We start from the raw sequence: 23,580 nt of genomic DNA, 5'->3' as shown, positions 1-23,580 counted from the left end.
GCTGATGCCCGGCGGGGCGCCCAGGATGTTGTCGGCAACAGTGCTCATAGTCGGGTCCAGTCAGATCGATTCAGGTCCAGTGGTATTCATTCATCACGGTGAATGTTTGGCCATAGCCGCGCGAGGTGGGCGCGGCCCATGCGAGGGCTGCCGAGCAAGGGCCGCCCCGCAGCGAGGGCTGCGTTCCCCTGCCCGCAATGCGAAGCACTGCGAGAGCGGGGGGATGGCGCGCAGCGACTCAGGGGGGTGCCCTTTGCTACACCAGCACGTCAGCGTGGACGTGGGCCGCGAAGCGCGCAGGGTCGGTGCCGGGCTTGAGCACGCCCACCAGCTTGAAGTCGCGGGCATAGAACTCGATCTCCTGCCGCAGCGCTGTGCCCACCGGGTGGCTGCGGTGCGTGAGCGTGCCCAGCACGGCGCGCAGGTCCTCCTGCGGCACCTTGGAATACGGGCTGAAGATGCGCGCGGTTTCGTTGGGGTTGTCGGCCACGAAGTCCGAGGCCTCGATGATGGCGCGGGTCAACGCGGCTGCCGTGCCCTTGTCGTTGCGCACCATGGCGCCGCTCACGCCCAGCACGCAGCAGGTCTTGGCCGCGTATTCGCCCGACAGGTTGGACGCCAGGTCCACCAGGCCCTTGGTGCGGCGCTGGATCAGCAGCAGGTTGGGGTCGCCGTCAGCAATGGCCTGGGCCTCGCCTTTTTCCACCGCCAGGCCCAGCATGTCGCCGGGGAACTGGCGCCAGGTCACGTCCTTTTCGGGGTTCAGCCCGGCCTTGGTCAGCAGCACCGAAAAGAAGTTCTTGCCAGGGCTGTTGAGGTCCGACACCGCAATGGTCTTGCCCTTGAGTTTTTGCAGGCTGGTCACGCCCGCGGCCTCGTAGCCCACCAGGCGCGAGCAGCCGCCATGCGAGCTGCCCACCAGCTTCACGTCAAAGCCCGACTCCAGCGGCTTGATCCAGCGGTGCACCATGCCCAGGCCCGCGTCGGCCTTGGAGGTGGCGATGGTCTCCAGCAGCTGGTCAGTGGAGCCCGCAAAGTTGATCAGCTCGACCTTGAGGCCATGTTTTTCAAAAATGCCGCGCTCGATGGCGACCGGCGCGGCCGAGAGGCAGATGGCGTTGGCGTTCCACGCCAGCTTTACTTCGCGCAGCTTGCCGGCGGCCAGCACGTGGCTGCCCACCACACTCGACACCCCCACCACGCTGGCCGCGCCCGCTGTCTGCAACAGCTGCCGGCGCGTCCAGCGCCCTCCCACCCCACCTTGGTTTTGAAGCTTGCTCATGTTGTGCCCTTTTGGTTGTCAAATCCTGATCGGCGCTGCGATTGCCCGTGAATTCCTGTGGATGCCTGCGAGCCGGTCCGCGCCGCCGTTACGATGGATTGGCATTGAACTGAAAGACGCCTCGCAACAGAACGAAGAAAAACAGGGATGCATATGCAAAACACGCAACACACAGGCAGCCCGGGCGCTGGTGCAATACCGGGCATGAGTGCATTGCCCAACCCATCGACCCCACACACGTCCCCCTCCGCGCCGCAGGGCGCCCCCCACACTGCCCGCCTGCGCCACTTTGTGCAGCAGCTGGCCGCGCTGGTGGAGCAGCGCCTGCCCGAGCCCGACACCCTGGCCCAGGGCGCCACGCTGCTGGGCGCGCTGGTGGCCCATGACGACTGGCTGCCCGACACCTATGCCCAGCCCCACCCCGAGCGCTACCAGCAGTACCTGCTGCATGCCGATGCGCTGGGGCGCTTTTCGGTCGTGAGTTTTGTGTGGGGCCCCGGCCAGGCCACGCCCATTCATGACCACACCGTGTGGGGCCTGATCGGCATGCTGCGCGGCGCCGAGGATTCGCAGGCCTATGCCCGCACGCCCGACGGCCGCTGGGCACCGCAGGGCGCGCCCGTGCAGCTGCAGCCGGGCCAGGTGGAGGCCGTCTCGCCCAACGACCCTGCCATAGGCGATGTGCACCGCGTAAGCAACGCGTGGGAGGGCCACACCTCCATCAGCATCCACGTGTACGGCGCCAACATTGGCGCGGTGCAGCGCAGCGTGTACCTGGAGGACGGCACGCGTAAGCCGTTCATCTCGGGCTACAGCAACAGCACCCTGCCCAACCTCTGGGACCTGTCCAAAAACCCTACACCGGCTGCCTGAAGCCGATCCGACCCAACACCAAGACCATGACCGCTCCCGCCCTGCCCCAGACTTCGTTCCACCAGGTTCGCGAGGCCCTGCTCGCCCGCCAGGAAATCGCCTTGCTCGACGTGCGCGAGGAAGACCCGTTTGCCCAAAGCCACCCGCTGTTCGCCGCCAACCTGCCCGCCGGCAAGATCGAGCTGGATGCGTGGACGCGCATTCCGCGCCGCGACACCTTCATCGTGGTGTACGACAACGGCGAAGGCCTGGCCGAGCCCGCCGCGCGCAAGCTGCAGCAGCTGGGCTACACGCAGGTGACGCTGCTGGCCGGTGGCCTGCAGGGCTGGCGCGATGCGGGCGGCGAGCTGTTCATCGACGTGAACGTGCCCAGCAAATCGTTTGGCGAGCTGGTGGAGGCCGAGCGCCACACGCCCTCGCTGGCGGCCGAAGAGGTGCAGGCGCTCATCGACGCCCAGGCCGATGTCGTGGTGCTGGATGCGCGCCGGTATGACGAATACCACACCATGAACATCCCCACCGGCGTGAGCGTGCCCGGCGCGGAGCTGGTGCTGCGCGCGCAGGCACTGGCGCCCAACCCGGCCACGCAGATCATCGTGAACTGCGCAGGCCGCACGCGCAGCATCATCGGCACGCAGTCGCTGGTGAACGCGGGCATCCCCAACCCGGTGGCGGCCTTGCGCAACGGCACCATCGGCTGGCTGCTGGCCGGCCAGACGCTGGAGCGCGGCGCCACCCGCCGCTTTGACCCCGCCGTGCATGCCGACCGCGAGCGCGCGCCCCAGCAGGCGCGCAGCGTGGCCGACCGCGCGGGCGTGCAGCGCGCCACCCGCGCCGACCTGGCGCGCTTTGGGGCCGAGGCGCAGCGCACCACCTACCTGCTGGACGTGCGCACGCCCGAAGAATTTGCCGCAGGCCACCTGCCCGGCTTTCGCAACACGCCCGGCGGCCAGCTGGTGCAGGAGACCGACCACACCGCCGCCGTGCGTGGCGCGCGCATCGTGCTGGTGGATGACGACGGCGTGCGCGCGAACATGAGTGCATCGTGGCTGGCGCAGATGGGCTGGGATGTGTGGGTGCTGGACGGGGCGCCCGCCGCCGACTTCAATGAGACCGGCGCCGTGGCCAACACCGTGCCCGAGCCCGAAGGCCCCATTGCCTGGGTCACGCCCGCGCAACTGGCGGCCTGGCTGAACGAAGAAAGCAAAGAGCGCCCCGGCCACACCGCCGTGCTGGACCTGACCACCAGCGCCAACTACGTGCAGCGCCACATCCCCGGCGCGTGGTTCGTGATCCGCTCGCAACTGGCACAGGCGGTGGCCAGTATTCCCAAGGCGCAGCGTTATGTGTTGACCTGTGGCAGCAGCCTGCTGGCACGCTATGCCGCGCAGGACCTGGCCCGCCTGACGGGTGGTGCCGAGGTGGTGGTGCTGGAGGGTGGCACGCTGGCCTGGATCGCCCAGGGCCTGCCGCTGGAGCATGGCGAGACGCGCCTGGCCTCGCCACGCATCGACCGCTACCGCCGCCCGTACGAAGGCACCGACAGCCCGCGCGAGGCGATGCAGGCCTACCTGGACTGGGAGTTCGGGCTGGTGGAACAACTGGGGCGCGACGGCACCCACGGGTTCCGGGTGATCTGATTCACTATCGATTTAATAGCTGCCAGCGCATGATTCACTAGCGCTACCGGCTGATTTCTCTACAAACCCTCTCCTGGGGCGCCCCCGGGGCGCTCACAACGCCCCGTAGCGCCACGACACGTTCATCGCCAGCACCTCGCCCTGCGCCAAGGTGCGCAGGCCGGGCTGGCCCGGTTGGTGGAAAGCATCGATGGGCTGGGTGATGGGCTCAAAGCAGAACGCCGGGCCCTGTGGCGGGCGGTACACCAGGCAGTAGTGGTGGGCCGCGCCGCCGTCCTTGGCAAAGTCTGGCATGTGGGCGGTAAGGCGCAGCCCGCGCTCGGGCCAGTCGATCTGCGCGGTGCCGCCCCAGCCGGTGTAGGCGTTGTCGATCAAACCGCCGTTGGCGGGCGCGCCGGTGTTCAAGTCCCAGCCGGGCGGGAAGTGCTGCGTGTGCTGTGTGGGCAGGGGGTCGTCGCCACACAGCCACACGCCCTGCACCGGCGCCGTGATGCGCGTGCCGGGCGTGCGCGGAAACCAGGGGTGCAGGCCCAGGCCGTACGGCAGCGGCTGCGCGCCCAGGTGCCGCACCTGCACCGACTGGTCCAGGCCGCCCTCCACCAGGCGGAAGGTCTGCACGCACTCGTACTCGTAGGGGTTGCCGTCAAAGCGCTCGGAGCGCAGCTGCATCTGCAGCGTGTCGGGCGCGGGCTGGGTCAGCTGCCAGGGCTGCAGCCACCCGTCGCCGTGGATGGGGTACGGCTCGCCCACGCGGTTGGGGCGCATGGGGTGGAACTGGCCCGCGTGCTCAAACCCGCCGCCGCTGATGCGGTTGGACCAGGGCACCATGGCGAAGGACGCAAGTCGGTACAGGTCGGGCGTGGCGCCATCCCACGGGCGCCACAGGTCGATGCGCGCGCCCGCCGCCTGCGGGTCGTCGATCTGCCAGGCCGCCACGCTGCCGCCCAGTGTGGGCACCAGGCCCAGGTGCTGCCCCGCGTGGTGCAGCCAGACGATGGGGTGGGATGAAGAGGCCTCGGTCATGGGCGGTGTGCTTTCTGCGGGATGGAGAAAAAAGGAGGCGGAGCCATGGGCCTCGCTGCTGCGCGCGGGGCCGGCATCAGCCGCCAAACAGATGCGCGGGCAGGCCGGGCGTGCTGATGTCCACGGCAAACAGTGCCCCGGCCAGCGGCTCGGTCGCGAGCAGCTCGGGCGTGAGACCGGTGCGGGCCGAGGTGATGTACAGCGTGCGCAGGTCCGCACCGCCAAAGGCGCAGTTGGTGACCTGGCTTACGGGCAGCGGGATGCGGGCCAGCTCGCCCGCCGTGTCGGCGTCGTGGCAGGTGACGCAGCCACCGCCCCAGTGCGCCACCCACATGCGGCCCTGCGCATCGGTGGTCATGCCGTCGGGCACGCCGTCAGCCGCGGGCCAGCGCTTCCACAGCGTTTTGTCGCTCACGGTGCCGGTGGCTGGGTCGCAGTGGTAGCGGTAGGTGGCGCCCTGCACCGTGTCGTTGAAAAACATGGCCGGGCCCTGCGCGGTAGGGGCCCAGGTGGGGCCGTTGGTCACGGCAAAACCATCGTCGTGCCGCACGCAGTCGCCGCTGGCGGCGTAGCTGTAGAGCGCGCCCGTGGGAGCCTCGCACGCAAAGTCCATGCTGCCACCCCAGAAGCGGCCCTGGGCGTCGCACTTGCCGTCGTTGAATCGGTTGCCTGTGCGCTCTGGCTCGGGCTGGTGCAGGTAGCGCGCGGCGATGTCAGCAGCGGGGTCGAACAGTGCAAAGCCCCGGCGCAGGGTGACGATGAAGCCGGGGGCGTTGGTGCGCTCGGCAATGGCAGAAATCTCTTCGTCAAACGTCCAGCGCTGGTGGGCGCTGGTGGCCGGGTCCCAGCGGTGCAGCTCGCGCTGCAGGATGTCCACCCAGTACACGGCCTGCTCGCGCACGGACCACATCACCCCCTCACCCAGTGCGTTGCCCAGTGCGACCACGCAGCGCACGGCGCCGGTTGTTGTGGGAGCAGAGGCGGACGCGCCGCTGGACGGTGGGATGGGGGTATCCAGCGAAGGGCACACGTTGGTTGTCTCCGGTCGTTTTTTTGCATCGGCCTGCCGCCAGGCACTTGACGAGCGGCATCTTATCAACGCCAATTGATGCTTGAAATGAATTTTTTTGCCATTGATTGATTGCAATATTGATATGACACAGCTTTTTACCCCCTCCTCTTCCTCGACCGACGCCACGGGTGCCCCCCAGGGCCTGGCGAAATTCCCCAGCCTGCAAGGCCGCGCCGTGTTTGTGACGGGCGGCGGCAGCGGCATTGGCGCGGCCATCGTGGCGGCGTTTGCCGAACAAGGTGCCCGCGTGGCGTTTGTGGACGTGGCGCGCAACGCGAGCGAAGCCCTGGCCCAGCACATTGCCGACGCAGGCCTGCCCCGCCCCTGGTGGCGTGTGTGTGATGTGCGCGATGTGAACGCCCTGCAAGCCTGTGTGGCCGAAGCGGCGGCCGAGCTGGGCAGCGACTTTGCAGTGCTGGTGAACAACGTGGCCAGCGATGACCGGCACACGCTCGAATCCGTAACCCCCGAGTACTACGACGAGCGCATGGCCATCAACGAGCGCCCCGCCTTCTTCGCCATCCAGGCCGTGGTGCCTGGCATGCGCAGGCTGGGCGCGGGCTCTGTCATCAACCTGGGGTCTACCGGCTGGCAGGGCAAGGGCACGGGCTACCCCTGCTATGCCATCGCCAAGTCGTCGGTGAACGGCCTCACACGCGGGCTGGCCAAGACGCTGGGGCAGGACCGGATCCGCATCAACACGGTGTCGCCGGGGTGGGTGATGACGGAGCGGCAGATCAAACTGTGGCTGGACGCCGAGGGCGAGAAAGAGCTGGCGCGCAACCAGTGCCTGCCGGACAAGCTGCGGCCGCATGACATTGCGCGGATGGTGTTGTTTTTGGCGTCGGACGATGCGGCGATGTGTACGGCGCAGGAGTTCAAGGTGGATGCGGGATGGGTTTGATTTTTTGAAGTCTTTTTGGGCTCTGGCGCTTATCCATTAAGCGCTGGCAGCTATTGTTTTTGTAGTTTGTGAGTGTGAGTGTGGGTGCTGGTCTGGCGGCGTGCTCGGGTTGAGGACGGAGGCCGGGAGTCGCCCGGCGTGCGAGTAACTTTCTTTCGCGTCGCCGAAAGAAAGTCACCAAAGAAAGGGCGACCCTACTGCGCGCGTCCCTTCGCTGCGCTACGGGCAACCTGCGATGCTCGCACAGAGGGTGCGCCGCAGAACTCACTGCGCGCTACGCGCTCCGTTCAAACAACTGCGGCAAGTCAGTGCACGAAGTGCGTGTGTCCTTCGGCACACGCACGCACCCCCTGCCCTGCGCTTCTCGGCACGCGCAGAAGGGAACCCAAAAACAGACATCCACACGGGCCATTGCTTCGCTGCGCTGCGCTCGGCCCCGTCTCGCGGGCGCAAGCGCCACGCGCTGCGCAGGCGGGGCCGAGCGCAGCGATGGCCCGTGTGGCTGTTTGGATGTTCGGCTCCCCACCCCTGCTGGCTGCGCCTGCGGCGGGGCGGTTGCGGGGTGGCATGGGCGTCGGAGCGCGCGTGCTTCGTGAACTGACTCGCCGTGGATGTCTGAGCGGCGCGCGCCAGCGCAGAGCGAGTACCACGGCGCACCCCGCAACCGCCCCGCCGCAGGTTTGCCCCTTCGCACAGCGAAGGGGTCGCAGACTGGGGGTCGCCTTTCTTTTGGGTACTTTTCTTTGGCGAAGCAAAGAAAAGTACCTCGCCCGCCGGGGCGACTCCCGGCCTCCGCCTTCAACAAAGGCATGCCACCCAATCAGCGCACAAGAACCAACACTACAAAATCAATAGCTACCAGCCCATATCCCACTAGCGCATCCAGCCAACAACAACCCAAACCATCAATCCCCCACCTCCAACCGCCTCCCGTACTGCACCAGGCTCGTCTGCTTCAACGCCTTCATCATCACCTTCGCCGCCGGCGACAACAGCCGGTCCGACCGCGTGATGATTCCGAACGCATCCATATGGCACGGCATCGCCAGCGGCAACACCGTCACGATCCCATGCGCCGCGTAATAGCGCGCCACATCCTCCGCCACCACCGCAATCATGTCGCTCTGCTGCAGCATGCGCGTGATGAACAGCAGCGCCGATGTCTCCACCGTGTGCAGCGGCGGCGCCAGCCCGTCCTGCTGGAACATCAGGTCAAACCGGTGCCGCAACACGCTGCCCGCCGGCGGCACGATCCAGCTGGCCGACACCACGTCGCGCAGCGTCAACCCGGTCATGCTCGACAGCGGGTGGCCCGGGCGCGTCATGGCGCAAACCAGCTCCTCCGTCAGCGACTCATAGCGCAGGTTCTCCTTGTCGTGCTCCTCGTAGAGGCGGCCCACCACGATGTCGAGCTTGCCCTGCTCCAGCCGCTCCAGCAGCACGGGACTGGTTTCGATGTCCAGCGAAATGCGCAGGCTGGGGTGCTCCTGCTTGACCTGTGCCACGGCGGCGGGCAGCAGGCTCAGGCCCGGTGAGGTGATGGCGCCAATGCCTACCTGGCCGTAGTGCCCACGCTTGAGCGCGCCGATCTCATCGTGCGCCTGGTTCAGGTTGGCCAGGGCCATGCGGGCGTGGCGGATCATGGTTTCGCCGTACCAGGTGGGGCGCATGCCGCGTGGCAGGCGGTCAAACAGCGACACCTCCAGCACATCCTCCAGGTCCTTGAGCAGCTTGGAGGCGGCCGGCTGCGTCATGCTGAGCACCTGGGCGGCGCGGTGGATGTTGCCCTCTTCGGCCAGGGCCACCAGCAGCAGCAGTTGGCGCGTCTTGAGGCGGGCGCGGATGAACCAGTGGTTGTAGGTGCTCATGAATAGGAGGACGGGAAAAGGGAGGGGTTTTCCAGAATGCAAAGAACGATATGTATTTTGTCTAAAAAACGATTGGATTGATATCGAAACCTTCCATAGACTTCTCCGCAACTGCAACAAAGGCCTCTCTCCATGAAGCTCGGCGACCTCCAGCTCAGCCCCCGGCACCTGATCAACGGCCGGTGGGAAATCGGCACCACCACCGGTATCAGCACCAACCCGTCGGACACCCGCGAGGTGGTGGCCGAATATGCGCGCGCCGACCGCAACCAGACCGAGCTGGCCGTGCGCGCTGCGGCCGACGCCCTGCCCACCTGGAGCCAGAGCACACCCCAACGCCGCGCCGACGTGCTGGACATGATTGGCAGCGAGCTGCTGGCACGCAAGGACGAGCTGGGCGCACTGCTGGCCCGTGAAGAAGGCAAGACCCTGCCCGAAGGCATCGCCGAAGTGGCGCGCAGCGGGCAGATCTTCAAGTTTTTTGCGGGCGAGGCGCTGCGCATCCAGGGCGAACTACTCGCCTCGGTGCGCCAAGGCGTGCAGGTGGACGTAACCCGGGAGCCCGTGGGCGTGGTGGGCATCATCGCGCCGTGGAACTTCCCGTTCGCCATCCCGGCCTGGAAGATCGCCCCGGCCCTGGCCTACGGCAACACCGTGGTTTTCAAGCCCGCAGAGCTGGTGCCCGCCTGTGGCTGGGCGCTGGCCGAAATCATCAGCCGCAGCGGCCTGCCCGCCGGTGCCTTCAACCTCGTCATGGGCAGCGGCCGCGAGGTGGGCCAGACGCTGGTGGACCACCCGCTGGTCAACGCGCTGAGCTTCACCGGATCAGTCGCCACGGGCGACCGCATCCTGCGCGCCGCCAGCCAGCGCCGCGCCAAGGTGCAACTGGAGATGGGCGGCAAGAACCCGCTCATCGTGCTGGCCGACGCCGACCTGGACCAGGCGGTGGACTGCGCGCTGCAGGGCTCGTATTTCTCCACCGGCCAGCGCTGCACCGCATCGAGCCGCCTCATCGTCGAGGCCGAGGTGCACGACGCCTTTGTGGCGCGCCTGCGCAACCGGCTGGCCAGCCTGAAGGTGGGCCACGCGCTGGAGCGTGGCACCGAGATGGGCCCGGTGGTGGACGACAACCAGCTGGCACAGAACCTGGACTACATCGACATTGCGCGCAATGAGGGAGCGGAGCATGTCTGGGGTGGCGAGCGCCTGGAGCGCCCCACCCCAGGCCATTACATGAGCCCAGCCCTCTTCCTGGCCCGCCCGGAGCACCGCGTGGCGCGCGAGGAAATCTTTGGCCCCGTGGCCTGCGTGCTGCGGGCTGACGACTACGAGCACGCACTGGCCTTGGCCAACGACACGCCCTTTGGCCTGTGTGCGGGCATCTGTACCACGTCGCTCAAGCGCGCCATGCACTTCAAGCGCCACGCTGCCGTGGGCATGACCATGGTGAACCTGCCCACGGCGGGTGTGGACTTCCATGTGCCGTTTGGCGGCCGCAAGGAGTCCAGCTACGGCGCCCGCGAGCAGGGGCGCTATGCCGCCGAGTTCTACACCACGGTCAAGACGGGCTACATGCTGGCTTGAGCCCTGCCCTTTTCGAGCGTTCCTTCTTTCCATCCCGCAACCATCGTCAACCAACCATTACAGACAGGAGACAAGATGATGAAAATGAACCGCCGCACCGTTGCTGCCGCCTTGGCCAGCGTGCCCGTGGCCGCCTTGCTGCCCGGCACCGCCTGGGCGCAAAAGCCCCTCGTGCTGGGCTTCAGCCAGGTGGGGGCTGAGAGCGAATGGCGCACCGCCAACACCGAGTCCATCAAGTCGGCCGCCAAGGAGGCGGGCATCGAGCTGAAGTTCTCGGACGCGCAGCAAAAGCAGGAGAACCAGATCAAGGCCATCCGCTCGTTCATCGCGCAGAAGGTGGACGTGATTGCGTTCTCGCCCGTGGTGGAGTCTGGCTGGGAGCCCGTGCTGCGCGAGGCCAAGGCCGCCAAGATCCCCGTGGTGCTGACCGACCGCGCGGTGAACACCAAGGACACGTCGCTGTATGTGACCTTCATGGGCTCGGACTTTGTGGAAGAAGGCCGCAAGGCCGGCCGCTGGCTGGTGGAGAAGATGAAGGACCAGAAGGGCGAGGTCAACATCGTCGAGCTGCAAGGCACTGTGGGCTCCGCCCCCGCCATCGACCGCAAGAAGGGCTTTGAAGAAATCATCAAGGCCGACCCCAAGTTCAAGATCATCCGCAGCCAGACCGGTGACTTCACCCGCGCCAAGGGCAAGGAAGTGATGGAAGCCTTCCTGAAGGCCGAGGGAAAGAAGATCAATGTGCTGTACGCGCACAACGACGACATGGCGATTGGCGCCATCCAGGCCATCGAAGAGGCCGGCATGAAGCCCGCCAAGGACATCGTGATCATCTCCATCGACGCGGTGAAGGGCGCCTTCGAAGCCATGATCGCCGGCAAGCTCAACGTGAGCGTGGAATGCAGCCCCCTGCTGGGCCCGCAGCTGATGAGCGCTGTCAAGGACATCAAGGCTGGCAAGGCGGTGCCCAAGCGCATCGTGACCGAAGAAGGCATCTTCCCGATGGAAGTGGCGGCGAAGGAAATGCCGAACAGGAAGTATTAACCCCCTGAGGCGCTGCGCGCCTTCCCCCCTTTCTCTCGCATCGCTGCGCGATGCGGGAAGGGGGACGCCACCGGCCCGGCGGGGCGGCCCTTGGGCGGTGGCTCTGGCACTGGGCCGCGACAGTTTCGTAAGGCCGTGACGCATCCAAGCGGCAATCAAATCAAAACAACATCAGGAGACAGACTCAAATGAAGCGTGCAATTTTCAAGGCCGTGTTGGCCACCGTGGCACTGGCTGCCATTGGCGCCACGTCCGTGGCATCGGCCCAGGACAAGGGCACCATCGGCATCTCGATGCCCACCAAGTCCTCGGCGCGCTGGATTGCCGATGGCGACAACATGGTCAAGGTGCTCAAGGACCGGGGCTACAAGACCGACCTGCAGTACGCCGAAGACGACATCCCCAACCAGTTGGCGCAGATCGAGAACATGATCACCAAGGGCGCCAAGGTGCTGGTGATCGCGTCGATTGACGGCACCACGCTGTCCAAGGCGCTGCAAAACGCGGCCGACAAGGGCGTGAAGATCATTGCGTACGACCGTCTCATCAAGGGCTCGAAGAACGTGGACTACTACGCCACGTTCGACAACTTCCAGGTGGGTGTGCTGCAGGCCACCTCCATCGTGGACAAGCTGGGGCTCAAGCAAGGCAAGGGCCCGTTCAACATTGAACTGTTCGGCGGCTCGCCGGACGACAACAACGCCTTCTTCTTCTACGACGGCGCCATGAGCGTGCTGCAGCCCTACATCGACAGCGGCAAGCTGGTGGTGCGCAGCAAGCAGACCGGCATGAACAAGGTGGGCACGCTGCGCTGGGATGGCTCGGTGGCCCAGGCGCGCATGGACAACCTGCTGTCGGCCTACTACGGCAAGGACAAGGTGCATGCGGTGCTGTCGCCCTATGACGGCATCTCCATCGGCATCCTGTCCTCCCTCAAGGGCGTGGGCTACTGCACCGCCCAGCAGCCCTGCCCCGTGGTCAGCGGCCAGGACGCTGAGGTGCCTTCCATCAAGTCCATCCTCAAGGGCGAACAATCTTCCACCGTGTTCAAGGACACCCGCGAGCTGGCCAAGGTGGCCGCCAACATGGTGGACGCCGTACTGACAGGCAAGCAGCCCGAGATCAACGACACCAAGACCTACAACAACGGCGTGAAGGTGGTGCCCTCGTACCTGCTCAAGCCCGTGTCGGTGGACGTATCCAACTGGAACACGGTGCTGGTGGGCAGTGGCTACTACAAGGAGTCCCAAATCAAGTGAGCGCGAGCGGCTTCTGCATCTAAAGCCGCCGCCTGCGAATGCCACCGGGGCAGCGCAGGCGGCCTGCAACCGGGATGGGGCCAGAGGCCCCACCAACAGACTGAGAGACCATGCTTCTTGAAATGCGGAACATCCGCAAAACCTTCCCCGGCGTAGTGGCGCTGAACCAGGTCAACCTGCAGGTGCAGGCCGGGGAGATTCATGCCATCGTCGGCGAAAACGGGGCGGGCAAATCCACGCTGATGAAGGTGCTGTCGGGTGTGTACCCGCACGGCAGCTACAGCGGCCAGATCCTGTTCGATGGGCAGGAGCGCGAGTTTGCGGGCATCCGCGACAGCGAGCACCTGGGCATCATCATCATTCACCAGGAGCTGGCGCTGGTGCCGCTGCTGTCGATTGCCGAGAACATCTTCCTTGGCAACGAAACCGCGCGGCACGGCGTCATCGACTGGATGGCTGCGCACAGCCGCGCCCAGGCGCTGCTGCACAAGGTGGGCCTGCGCGAGTCGCCCGACACCCCCGTGGGCCAGCTTGGCGTGGGCAAGCAGCAGCTGGTGGAAATTGCCAAGGCGCTGTCGCGCAAGGTACGCCTGCTGATCCTGGACGAGCCCACCGCCAGCCTCAACGAGAACGACAGCCAGGCCCTGCTGGACCTGCTGCTGGAGCTGAAAGCCCAGGGCATTACCTGCATCCTGATCTCGCACAAGCTCAACGAAATCTCGCGCGTGGCCGATGCCATCACCGTGCTGCGCGACGGCAGCACCGTGCAGATGCTGGACTGCCGCGAAGGCCCGGTGAGCGAAGACCGCGTGATCCAGGCCATGGTGGGCCGCGAGATGAGCGACCGCTACCCCCAGCGCCAGCCGCAAGTGGGTGACATTGTTTTTGAGGTGCGCAACTGGCGCGCCCACCACCCGCAGCGCAGCGACCGCGAGCACCTCAAGGGCATCGACCTGAATGTGCGGCGCGGCGAGATTGTGGGCATTGCGGGCCTGATGGGCGCAGGCCGCACCGAGCTGGCCATGAGCATCTTCGGCCGCTCGTGGGGCCAGCGCATCAGCGGCGAAGTGCGGCTGCACGGGCAGCCCATCGACGTGAGCACGGTCGAGAAAGCCGTGCGCCACGGCCTCGCCTATGTGACCGAAGACCGCAAGGGCAACGGCCTGGTGCTGAACGAAGACATCCAGTTCAACACCTCGCTGGCCAACCTGCCGGGCGTGTCGTTCGCCAGCGTGATCGACAACGGGCAGGAACACCGCGTGGCACAGGATTACCGCGAGAAGCTGCGCATCCGCTGCTCGGGCGTGGACCAGAAGACGCTGAACCTCTCGGGCGGCAACCAGCAAAAAGTGGTGCTGAGCAAATGGCTGTTCACCAGCCCCGAAGTGCTCATCCTCGACGAGCCCACGCGCGGCATCGACGTGGGCGCCAAGTACGAGATCTACACCCTCATCGCCCAGCTGGCGGCCGAGGGCAAATGCGTGATCGTGATCTCCTCCGAAATGCCTGAGCTGCTGGGCATCACGGACCGCATCTATGTGATGAACGAAGGCCGCTTTGTGGCCGAGATGCCGACGGCCGAAGCATCCCAAGAACGAATCATGCGAGCGATTGTGAAAGCCAGTTGATATGAGCCAGACCACCCATCCCCCCGCCAGCACGCTGGCCGACGGCAGCCCGACAGCAGCGGCGCGGCACGATAAGCCGCTGTTGCAGCACCTGCAGCACAACCTGCGCGAATACGGCATGTTGATCACGCTGGTGGCCATCATGGGCTTCTTCCAGTACATGACCGAGGGCACGCTGATGCAGCCCTTGAACCTGACCAACCTGGTGCTGCAGAACAGCTACATCGTCATCATGGCGCTGGGCATGCTGCTGGTCATCGTGGCCGGGCACATCGACCTGTCGGTGGGGTCGGTGTGTGGTTTCATCGGCGCGCTGGCAGCGGTGCTGATGGTCGAATACAACTGGCACTTTGTGCCCGCCACGCTGGTGTGCCTGCTCTGCGGCGGACTCATTGGCGCCATTCAAGGCAGCTTTGTGGCGTTCTCGCGCATTCCGTCGTTCATCGTCACGCTGGCGGGCATGCTGGTGTTCAAGGGCCTGGCGCTGGCGCTTCTGGCGGGTCAGTCGGTGGGGCCGTTCCCTTCGGCGTTCCAGATGCTCAGCTCGGGGTTCATCCCCGACCTGTTCAGCGTGGAAGGCCTGCGCCTGACCTCACTGCTGCTGGGCGCGGCCGTAGCCGCAGCCCTAGCCGTGGGTGGCCTGCGCCAGCGCGCCAACCGGCTGCGCCACGGCGTGCAGACAGAGCCCGCAGGTTTGTTTATCGCCCGCACCGTGGTGTTTGGTGGGCTGCTGGTGTACTTCAGCTACCTGCTCGCTTCGTACAAGGGCCTGCCCAACGTGCTCATCGTGATGGCGCTGCTGATCGTGCTGTTCGACTTTGTCACCAGCCGCACCACCGTCGGCCGCCGCATCTATGCCATGGGCGGCAACGAGAAGGCGGCCAAGCTCTCGGGCATCAAGACCGAGCGGCTCACGCTGTATGCCTTCATCAACATGGGCGTACTGGCCGCCCTGGCCGGGCTGGTGTTTGCGGCGCGACTCAACACCGCCACGCCCAAGGCGGGCCTGGGCTTTGAGCTGGACGTGATTGCGGCCTGCTTCATCGGCGGCGCGTCGGCATCGGGCGGCGTGGGCAAGGTGATGGGCGCGGTCATCGGCGCCTTTGTGATGGGCGTGATGAACAACGGCATGTCCATCCTGGGCATCGGCATTGACTACCAGCAGGTCATCAAGGGTGTGGTGCTGCTGGCCGCCGTGCTGGTGGACGTTTACAACAAGAACAAAGCGTGATGCCCCCCATGGACGCGTCCACCGCTCACGCCCCCGCTGCCGCGCCGGTGCTGCAGCTTTCGGGCATCCACAAGCAGTTTGCGGGCATCACCGTGCTGCGCGATGTGCAGCTCAACCTCTACCCTGGCGAGATCCATGCGCTGATGGGACAGAACGGTGCGGGCAAGTCCACCCTGATCAAGGTGCTGACAGGCGTGCTGGAGGCCAGCGGCGGCCAGATGCGGCTGGGCGGAGCAGCGGTGTGGCCGGACTCGCCGCTGGCGGCGCAGCGCCTGGGCATCAGCACCGTGTACCAGGAGGTCAACCTCTGCCCCAACCTCTCGGTGGCCGAGAACATCTTTGCGGGCCGCTACCCGCGCTGCGGCATCGCGCAGGGCTTCCGCATCGACTGGGCCACGCTGCACCAGCGCGCCCGCGATCTGGTGGCGCGCATCGGTCTGCAGATCGACGTGACGCGCCTGCTGTCGGACTACCCGGTGGCCGTACAGCAGCTGGTGGCGATTGCGCGTGCACTCAGCATCGAATCGCGCGTGCTGATTCTGGACGAACCCACCTCCAGCCTGGACGACGACGAGGTGCAAAAGCTCTTCGAGGTGCTGCGGCGTTTGCGCAGCGAGGGCCTGTCCATCGTCTTTGTGACGCATTTCCTGAACCAGGTGTATGCCGTATCCGACCGCATCACCGTGCTGCGCAACGGAAGCTGGGTGGGTGAGTGGCTGGCAAAGGACCTCGGACCTCAAGCCCTCATCGCCGCCATGCTGGGCCGCGATATGGCTGCGGCATCGGAGCAACCCGCACCAGCGCCGACCGTGGACAGCCAACAGACCACGCTGCTTCAAACCGAGGGCCTGGGGCAGGACACGCAACTGCAGCCGCTGGACCTGCAGATCCGTGCGGGCGAGGTGGTGGGCCTGGCGGGGCTGCTGGGATCGGGCCGCACCGAGCTGGCGCGCCTGCTGTTTGGCCTGGAGCAGCCCGACCGGGGCGCGCTGCGCATCGACGGGCAGGTGGTGAAGTTTGCCAACCCCATGGACGCGATTCGCCACGGCCTGGCCCTGTGCCCCGAAGAGCGCAAGACCGACGGCATCGTGGCCGAGCTGTCGGTGCGCGAGAACATTGCGTTGGCGCTGCAGGCCCGCATGGGCGTGGGCAAGTTCCTCTCGCGCGCCGAACAAACGGCCCTGGCCGAGCGCTATGTGAAGCTGCTGGGCATCAAGACCGAGACGGTGGACAAGCCCATCGGCTTGCTCTCGGGCGGCAACCAGCAAAAGGCCATCCTTGCGCGCTGGATGGCCATCGAGCCGCGACTGCTGATCCTGGACGAACCCACGCGCGGCATCGACGTGGCCGCCAAGCAGGAAATCATGGACCAGATCCTGCGCCTGGCCCAGGGCGGCATGGCCGTTCTGTTCATCTCTTCCGAAATGAGCGAGGTGGTGCGCGTGGCGCACCGCATCGTGGTGCTCCGCGACCGCCACAAGGTGGGTGAGCTGCCTGCGGGCAGCAGCGAAGACGCCGTCTACGAACTCATCGCCGCAGAACATGCTTGAACGTCCCTCCTCTCCTTCCCTTTTTGCCGCGCTGATGCGACACCGCTTGGCGTGGCCCGCCGTCACGTTGCTGCTCCTGCTGGCCATCAATACGGCTTTCAACGCCAGTTTTCTACACATCGAATGGCGCGATGGGCACCTGTACGGCAGCCTCATCGACATACTGAACCGCGCCGCACCGCTGGTGCTGGTTTCGCTGGGCATGACGCTGGTGATTGCCACACGCGGCATCGATATTTCGGTGGGCGCGACGGTGGCCATTGCAGCGGCCGTGGCAGCGTGGCTGATCGGCGGCTCGGTGTCGGGCACCGAGAGCCGGTTTCCACTGCCCGTCGCCATCCTGGGCGCCATCGGCGTGGCGCTGCTGTGCGGGCTGTGGAATGGCGTGCTGGTCGCCAAGGTGGGCATGCAGCCCATCATTGCCACACTGATCCTCATGGTGGCGGGCCGGGGCATTGCCCAGCTCATCACCGACGGGCAGATCATCACCATCTACTACACGCCCTACTTCTTCATGGGCGGTGGGTACCTGGCAGGGCTGCCGTTCTCTGTGTTCGTAGTGGCCGCAGTCTTCGTGGTGCTGTACCTCGCCATCACGCGCACGGCGCTGGGCCTGTTCATCCAGGCAGTGGGCATCAACCCCACGGCGGCGCGGGTGGCGGGCGTGCAGGCGGGGCGGCTTATCGTGGCGGCCTATGTGTTCTGCGGCGTGTGCGCGGGTATTGCGGGGCTGCTGATCAGCTCCAACGTGAAGAGCGCGGATGGCAACAACGCTGGGCAGCTGCTGGAGCTGGACGCCATCCTGGCCGTCACACTGGGTGGCACCGCCCTCACCGGAGGCCGCTTCAGCCTGGTGGGCAGCGTGATTGGTGCGCTCATCATCCAGACGCTGACCTACGCCATCTACTCGCTGGGCGTGCCGCCCGAGATCAACCTGGTGGTGAAGGCCGTGGTGGTGTTCATCGTGATGCTGCTGCAGTCGCCCGAGTTCCGGGCGCAAGTCGGCGCCCTGGCACGCCGCCCCGGCGCGGGAGCTTTGCCATGAGCGCCGTACCCAAAACCGCAGGCTTCGGCACCGTGAACCACCCTGCCCCACAGGCCACCGCCGCGCGCGCGCGGTTCAACCCCAAGTACCTGCCGCTGGCAGCCACCATCTCGCTGTTCGTGGCCATGGCCACGCTGGGTTCGGTGCTGTACACCGGGTTCTTCTCGGCCCAGGTGTTCCTCAACCTGCTGATCGACAACGCCTTCCTCATCATCGTGGCGGTGGGCATGACGTTCGTGATCCTGTCGGGCGGCATCGACCTCTCGGTGGGCTCGGTGGTGGCGCTGACCACCATGGTGCTGGCCGCGCTGGTGGAACACCGGGGCTGGAACCCGATGGTCGCCATCCCGCTGGTGTTGCTGATGGGCACGGCATTTGGCGCGTTCATGGGTTTCCTCATCGAGCGCTTTCGGCTTCAGCCCTTCATCGTCACGCTGGCAGGCATGTTCCTGGCGCGGGGGCTGTGCTACCTGATCAGCATCGACTCCATCAGCATCACACACGAAGGCTATTCGGAGCTGGCCCAGTGGCGCCTGCCGCTGTGGGAAGGCGCATCCCTATCGCTGGGGGCGCTCATCGCCATCGCCGTGCTGCTGGTTGCCCTGTTTGTGGCGCACTGCACGCCGTTTGGCCGCAGCGTGTATGCGGTGGGCGGCAGCGAGCACTCGGCTGTGCTCATGGGCCTGCCGGTGCGCCGTACGCTGATTGGCGTGTACACGCTGTCGGGCTTTTGCTCGGCACTGGCGGGCGTGGTGTTCACGTTCTACATGCTGTCGGGCTATGGCCTGCATGCCGTGGGCATGGAGCTGGATGCGATTGCCGCAGTGGTCATTGGCGGCACGCTGCTCACGGGTGGCGTGGGCTATGTGGCGGGCACGCTGTTTGGCGTGCTCATGCTCGGAATCATCCAGACCCTGATTTCCTTCGACGGCACGCTCAGCTCCTGGTGGACACGCATCGTCGTTGGTGTGCTGCTGTTCGCTTTCTGTCTGCTGCAGCGGCTGCTTTCGCGCCGCTCGGGCAAGGCCCGTTGACTCTTCATTTTTCCTCTTTCTCTCGCACCCCACCATGACCACCCCCAAGCGCAAACTCCGCTCCGCCGAATGGTTCGGCACGGCCGACAAGAACGGCTTCATGTACCGCAGCTGGATGAAGAACCAGGGCATCCCCGACCACGCGTTCGACGGCCGCCCCGTGATCGGCATCTGCAACACCTGGTCCGAGCTGACGCCATGCAACGCCCACTTTCGCAAGATCGCCGAGCATGTGAAGCGCGGCATCTACGAGGCGGGCGGCTTTCCGGTGGAGTTCCCGGTTTTCTCCAACGGCGAATCCAACCTGCGACCCACGGCCATGCTCACGCGCAACCTGGCCAGCATGGATGTGGAAGAGGCCATTCGCGGCAACCCCATCGACGCGGTCGTGCTGCTGGTGGGCTGCGACAAAACCACGCCTGCGCTGCTGATGGGCGCGGCCAGCTGCGATGTGCCCGCCATCGTGGTCACCGGCGGGCCCATGCTCAACGGCAAGCTCGACGGCAAGGACATCGGCTCGGGCACGGCCGTGTGGCGCCTGCACGAGTCACTGAAAGCCGGCGAGATCAACGAACACCAGTTCTTCGCGGCCGAGGCCGGCATGTCACGCTCCGCCGGCACCTGCAACACCATGGGCACGGCCAGCACCATGGCCTGCATGGCCGAGTCGCTGGGCACTTCGCTGCCGCACAACGCTGCCATCCCGGCCGTGGACTCGCGCCGGTATGTACTAGCCCACATGTCGGGCAAACGGATCGTTGAAATGGCGCACGAAGGGCTCACGCTCTCCAAAATTCTCACTCGCGAAGCCTTCGAGAACGCTATCCGCACCAACGCCGCCATCGGCGGCTCCACCAACGCGGTCATCCACCTCAAGGCCATCGCAGGCCGCATCGGCGTACAGCTGGACCTGGAGGACTGGACGCGCATTGGCCGTGGTACGCCCACGCTGGTAGACCTGCAGCCCTCGGGCCGCTTCCTGATGGAAGAGTTCTACTACGCGGGCGGCCTGCCCGCCGTGCTGCGCCGCCTGGGCGAGAACGGCCTGCTGCCCCACCCCAACGCACTCACCGTCAACGGCAAGAGCCTGTGGGACAACGTGCGCGAAGCGCCCCAATACAACGACGAGGTGATCCGCCCGATCAACAACCCGCTGATTGCCGACGGGGGCATCTGCATCCTGCGCGGCAACCTGGCGCCGCGTGGCGCGGTGCTCAAGCCCTCCGCCGCCTCGCCCGAACTGCTCAAGCACCGGGGCCGCGCCGTGGTGTTCGAGAACCTGGAGCACTACAAGGAACGCATCGTCGATGAAAACCTGGACATCGACGCAAGCTGCGTGATGGTGCTCAAGAACTGCGGCCCCAAGGGCTACCCCGGCATGGCCGAGGTGGGCAACATGGGCCTGCCGCCCAAGCTGCTGCGCCAGGGCGTGAAGGACATGGTGCGCATCTCAGACGCCCGCATGAGCGGCACCGCCTACGGCACCGTGGTGCTGCACGTGGCGCCCGAGGCGGCAGCCGGTGGCCCGCTGGCTGCTGTGCGCGATGGCGACTTCATTGAGCTGGACTGCGAGAACGGCCGCCTGCACCTGGACATCGGCGACGAGGAACTGGCAGCACGCCTGGCCGCGTTGGCGGGCGCGGACAACGGCGGACGCGGTGGCTACCAGCGGCTGTATGTGGACCACGTACTGCAGGCGGACGATGGTTGCGACTTTGACTTCTTGGTCGGCTGCCGGGGGGCTGCTGTGCCCCGCCACTCGCATTGATGCGCCCCACTGAGGCGCTCGTCGCAGTCAATTGCTACAAATTCAATAGCTACCAGCGCTTATTCAACTAGCGCTATAGGCATATTTCACTCAAATTCTTACCCGCACCCGCCATGCCAGCCACCCATTCCCTCCAGAACCCTCGCTACCGCGGCATCTTCCCCGTGGTGCCCACCACGTTCCATGAAGACGGCCGCCTCGACCTCGACAGCCAGAAGCGCTGCCTCGACTTCATGATCGACTCCGGTGTGGATGGCGTTTGCATCCTGGCCAACTTCTCCGAGCAGTTCTCGCTGTCCGACGCCGAGCGCGAAGTCCTCACCCGCACATCGCTGGAGCATGTGGCAGGCCGTGTGCCAGTCATCGTCACCACCACCCACTACGGCACGCGCGTGTGTGCCGAGCGCAGCCGCGCCGCGCAGGACATGGGCGCGGCCATGGTGATGGTCATGCCGCCGTATCACGGTGCCACCTTCCGCGTGCCCGAGGCGCAGATCTACGAGTTCTATGCCCGTGTGTCCGATGCGATCCGCATCCCGATCATGGTGCAGGACGCACCCGCCAGCGGCACCGTGCTGTCGGCCCCCTTTCTCGCGCGCATGGCGCAGGAGATCGAGAACCTGGCCTACTTCAAGATCGAAGTGCCCGGCGCCGCCAGCAAGCTGCGCGAGCTGATCCGCCTGGGCGGCGATGCGATTGAAGGCCCGTGGGACGGCGAAGAGGCCATCACCCTGCTGGCCGACCTGGATGCGGGCGCCACGGGCGCGATGACGGGTGGCGCCTTCCCCGACGGCATTCGCCCCATCATCGAGGCGCACCGCCAGGGCGACATGGACCAGGCGTTTGCGCTCTACCAGCGCTGGTTGCCCCTCATCAACCACGAAAACCGCCAGGGCGGCATCCTCACGGCCAAGGCGTTGATGAAGGAAGGCGGCGTAATCACCTGCGAGGCAGGCCGCCACCCCTTCCCGCCCATGCACCCCGAAGTGCGCCGCGGCCTGATCGACATCGCGCGGCGGCTGGACCCGCTGGTGCTGCGCTGGGCACGTTAAGCAGGACTCCCATGGTGCCTGCACGTTTTCTGGTGCCCGCCGAGGCCGGCCTGATTGCCCTGGACTGGGGCACCAGCGCATTGCGCGCCTTTCGCATGGGCGCGCATGGCGAGGTGCTGGAGACGCGGCACCGCCCCTGGGGCATCATGAACCTGCCCCCCGCCACCGCGAGCGTGGCAGACGGCGAGCCCGGCGCCGCGTTTGAACGCGCACTCCAAGACACCTGCGGCGACTGGCTGTCCACCACGCCCAGCCTGCCCCTGCTGGCCTGCGGCATGGTGGGCAGCGCCCAGGGCTGGCGCGAGGCCAAGTACCTGCCCACGCCCACCTCGCTCGATGCACTGGCGCGGGGCCTGACACTGGTGGAGCGGCGCGACGGCCCGCCGCTGCACATCGTGCCGGGCCTGTTGCAGCAGGGCGCGCTGCCCAACGTGATGCGCGGCGAAGAAACCCAGGTGCTGGGCGTGCTGGCGGGCCTTGCGCTGCGTGCGGATGCGCCCGTGCTCATCGGCCTGCCCGGCACGCACAGCAAATGGGTGCTGGCACGCCGGGGCCGCATCGAACAGTTCCACACCTTCATGACCGGCGAGGTGTTTGCCGCACTGCGCGGCCACACGATTCTGGGCAAGACCATGCAGGCCGCAGCGACACCCGACGACGATGCCTTTGCGCGCGGGCTGGAGGTGGCGCGGGGCAGCGATGCCGCGCTGGGACTGCTCTCGCACATCTTCAGCACCCGCACGCTGGGGCTGACCGGCGCGCTGGCGCCTACCGCGCAAGCGGACTACCTCTCCGGCCTGCTGATCGGGCACGAGGTGGCGAGCCTGAGCCGCGCACAGGGTCAAACTCCAACAACACCACCAACACTGGTGCTCTGCGGCGAGCCCGACCTGTGCCGCCGCTACGCCGTCGCAATGCAGGCCTACGGCTTTGCCGCCCCCACCATCGCCACGCAAGCCACGGCCACCGGGCTGTGGCAAATCGCGCTGGCGGCAGGGCTGGTCGTTGCGCCCGCACCCGCCCCCTCACACCCCTTCACCGCCGGGAGTCTGGCTGCATGAACCCCATCGACAAAACCCTGTTCCACATCCTGCAGCGCTGCGGGCTCATCGCCATCCTGCGCGGCGTGCAGCCGCACGAGGTGGTGGCCATCGGCCACGCGCTGTACGACGCGGGGTTTCGCATCATCGAAGTGCCGCTCAACTCGCCCGAGCCGCTGGCCAGCATCCGCGCGCTGCGCGATGCACTGCCAGCCGACTGCCTGGTGGGCGCAGGCACCGTGCTCTCCATCGATGCCGTGGCCGATGTGGCCGCAGCCGGCGGGCAGATCATCGTCATGCCCCACAGCGACCCCGACGTGATCCGCGCCGCACGGGCCGCCGGCATGGCCTGCGCGCCCGGCGTGGCTACGCTGACCGAGGCCTATGCCGCGCTGGCAGCGGGCGCCAACATGCTCAAGCTCTTTCCGGCCGAGGCGCTGCCGCCCCATGTGCTCAAGGCGTGGCGCGCCGTCATCATGCCGCCCATGGCGCTGGTGCCCGTGGGCGGCATCGTGCCCGAGAGCATTGCCCCTTATGCGGCAGCAGGCGCCAGCGGCTTTGGCCTGGGCTCGGCCCTGTACCGGCCCGGCGACCAGGCCCCCGAAGTCGCGCACAAAGCCGCAGCGTTTGCGCGGGCGTGGCAGGCGTCCTTTGGCACCGCGCCCGCCACGGCCTGAACCACG

Annotated in this window: 19 protein-coding genes; 15 read left to right on the top strand and 4 right to left on the bottom strand. The window is 66.4% G+C overall.

What is annotated here, in order from left to right:
* Positions 1-256: 256 nt before the first annotated feature.
* The gene (locus tag CLU87_RS07370) at positions 257-1,282 is read right to left on the bottom strand and encodes an ABC transporter substrate-binding protein (RefSeq protein ID WP_099730012.1); all 1,026 of its coding nucleotides are present in this window, start codon (positions 1,280-1,282) and stop codon (positions 257-259) included.
* 204 nt (positions 1,283-1,486) lie between these two features.
* On the opposite strand from CLU87_RS07370, the gene CLU87_RS07365 reads away from it, so the two are divergent.
* Positions 1,487-2,155, top strand: coding sequence for a cysteine dioxygenase (locus CLU87_RS07365; RefSeq protein WP_233193731.1), 669 nt, complete (start codon positions 1,487-1,489; stop codon positions 2,153-2,155).
* Positions 2,156-2,181: 26 nt separating this feature from the next.
* Positions 2,182-3,795 (top strand): rhodanese-related sulfurtransferase, encoded by a 1,614-nt coding sequence (locus CLU87_RS07360; RefSeq protein WP_099730011.1) that lies wholly within the window; start codon positions 2,182-2,184, stop codon positions 3,793-3,795.
* Between the two features lie 93 nt (positions 3,796-3,888).
* Here the strand turns inward: CLU87_RS07360 and CLU87_RS07355 are convergent, their stop codons facing one another.
* Positions 3,889-4,818, bottom strand: a complete 930-nt coding sequence (locus tag CLU87_RS07355; RefSeq protein WP_099732081.1) for an aldose 1-epimerase — start codon at positions 4,816-4,818, stop codon at positions 3,889-3,891.
* Positions 4,819-4,894: 76 nt separating this feature from the next.
* The gene (locus CLU87_RS07350) at positions 4,895-5,848 is read right to left on the bottom strand and encodes an SMP-30/gluconolactonase/LRE family protein (RefSeq protein WP_099730010.1); all 954 of its coding nucleotides are present in this window, start codon (positions 5,846-5,848) and stop codon (positions 4,895-4,897) included.
* Positions 5,849-5,972: 124 nt separating this feature from the next.
* Between CLU87_RS07350 and CLU87_RS07345 the strand changes: the two genes are divergently transcribed.
* A complete protein-coding gene (locus CLU87_RS07345) occupies positions 5,973-6,794 on the top strand; it encodes an SDR family NAD(P)-dependent oxidoreductase (RefSeq protein WP_055401789.1) in 822 nt (273 codons plus the stop codon).
* Positions 6,795-7,699: 905 nt separating this feature from the next.
* On the opposite strand, the gene CLU87_RS07340 is transcribed toward CLU87_RS07345, so the two are convergent.
* On the bottom strand, positions 7,700-8,662 hold the full coding sequence (locus tag CLU87_RS07340; protein WP_056067548.1) for a LysR substrate-binding domain-containing protein: 963 nt from the start codon (positions 8,660-8,662) through the stop codon (positions 7,700-7,702).
* Positions 8,663-8,794: 132 nt separating this feature from the next.
* Between CLU87_RS07340 and CLU87_RS07335 the strand changes: the two genes are divergently transcribed.
* From CLU87_RS07335 to CLU87_RS07280, 12 genes are all read left to right on the top strand, one after another.
* Positions 8,795-10,246, top strand: a complete 1,452-nt coding sequence (locus CLU87_RS07335) for an aldehyde dehydrogenase family protein (RefSeq protein WP_099730009.1) — start codon at positions 8,795-8,797, stop codon at positions 10,244-10,246.
* Positions 10,247-10,324: 78 nt separating this feature from the next.
* Entirely contained in the window at positions 10,325-11,290 is a 966-nt protein-coding gene (locus CLU87_RS07330) for an ABC transporter substrate-binding protein (RefSeq protein WP_099732080.1), read from the top strand.
* A gap of 188 nt (positions 11,291-11,478) precedes the next feature.
* Complete coding sequence (gene chvE, locus CLU87_RS07325; RefSeq protein ID WP_099730008.1) at positions 11,479-12,549, top strand: multiple monosaccharide ABC transporter substrate-binding protein; 1,071 nt, start codon at positions 11,479-11,481, stop codon at positions 12,547-12,549.
* Between the two features lie 110 nt (positions 12,550-12,659).
* Positions 12,660-14,177 (top strand): multiple monosaccharide ABC transporter ATP-binding protein, encoded by a 1,518-nt coding sequence (gene mmsA / locus CLU87_RS07320; protein ID WP_099730007.1) that lies wholly within the window; start codon positions 12,660-12,662, stop codon positions 14,175-14,177.
* 1 nt (position 14,178) lies between these two features.
* Positions 14,179-15,408, top strand: a complete 1,230-nt coding sequence (gene mmsB, locus CLU87_RS07315; protein ID WP_099730006.1) for a multiple monosaccharide ABC transporter permease — start codon at positions 14,179-14,181, stop codon at positions 15,406-15,408.
* Between the two features lie 8 nt (positions 15,409-15,416).
* The gene (locus CLU87_RS07310) at positions 15,417-16,958 is read left to right on the top strand and encodes a sugar ABC transporter ATP-binding protein (protein WP_099732079.1); all 1,542 of its coding nucleotides are present in this window, start codon (positions 15,417-15,419) and stop codon (positions 16,956-16,958) included.
* Positions 16,951-18,003 (top strand): ABC transporter permease, encoded by a 1,053-nt coding sequence (locus CLU87_RS07305; protein WP_099730005.1) that lies wholly within the window; start codon positions 16,951-16,953, stop codon positions 18,001-18,003. The genes CLU87_RS07310 and CLU87_RS07305 overlap by 8 nt, the downstream gene beginning before the upstream one ends.
* Positions 18,000-19,037 carry a galactofuranose ABC transporter, permease protein YjfF gene (gene yjfF, locus CLU87_RS07300; protein ID WP_099730004.1) on the top strand — a complete coding sequence of 346 codons (1,038 nt, stop codon included), beginning with the start codon at positions 18,000-18,002 and terminating at the stop codon, positions 19,035-19,037. The genes CLU87_RS07305 and yjfF overlap by 4 nt, the downstream gene beginning before the upstream one ends.
* A 34-nt stretch (positions 19,038-19,071) precedes the next feature.
* The gene (locus CLU87_RS07295) at positions 19,072-20,805 is read left to right on the top strand and encodes an IlvD/Edd family dehydratase (RefSeq protein ID WP_099730003.1); all 1,734 of its coding nucleotides are present in this window, start codon (positions 19,072-19,074) and stop codon (positions 20,803-20,805) included.
* Between the two features lie 113 nt (positions 20,806-20,918).
* Positions 20,919-21,857, top strand: coding sequence for a dihydrodipicolinate synthase family protein (locus CLU87_RS07290; RefSeq protein ID WP_099730002.1), 939 nt, complete (start codon positions 20,919-20,921; stop codon positions 21,855-21,857).
* 11 nt (positions 21,858-21,868) lie between these two features.
* Positions 21,869-22,918 (top strand): 2-dehydro-3-deoxygalactonokinase, encoded by a 1,050-nt coding sequence (locus tag CLU87_RS07285; RefSeq protein ID WP_099730001.1) that lies wholly within the window; start codon positions 21,869-21,871, stop codon positions 22,916-22,918.
* Positions 22,915-23,574, top strand: a complete 660-nt coding sequence (locus CLU87_RS07280; protein ID WP_099730000.1) for a 2-dehydro-3-deoxy-6-phosphogalactonate aldolase — start codon at positions 22,915-22,917, stop codon at positions 23,572-23,574. Before CLU87_RS07285 ends, CLU87_RS07280 begins: the two co-directional genes overlap by 4 nt.
* Positions 23,575-23,580 lie beyond the last annotated feature (6 nt).

Origin of the sequence: Acidovorax sp. 59 (assembly GCF_002754175.1) — a bacterium.
Classification (GTDB): Bacteria; Pseudomonadota; Gammaproteobacteria; order Burkholderiales; family Burkholderiaceae_C; genus Acidovorax; species Acidovorax delafieldii.
Note: the sequence above shows the minus strand (reverse complement) of the source record. Positions and strands in the feature narration are given on the sequence as shown.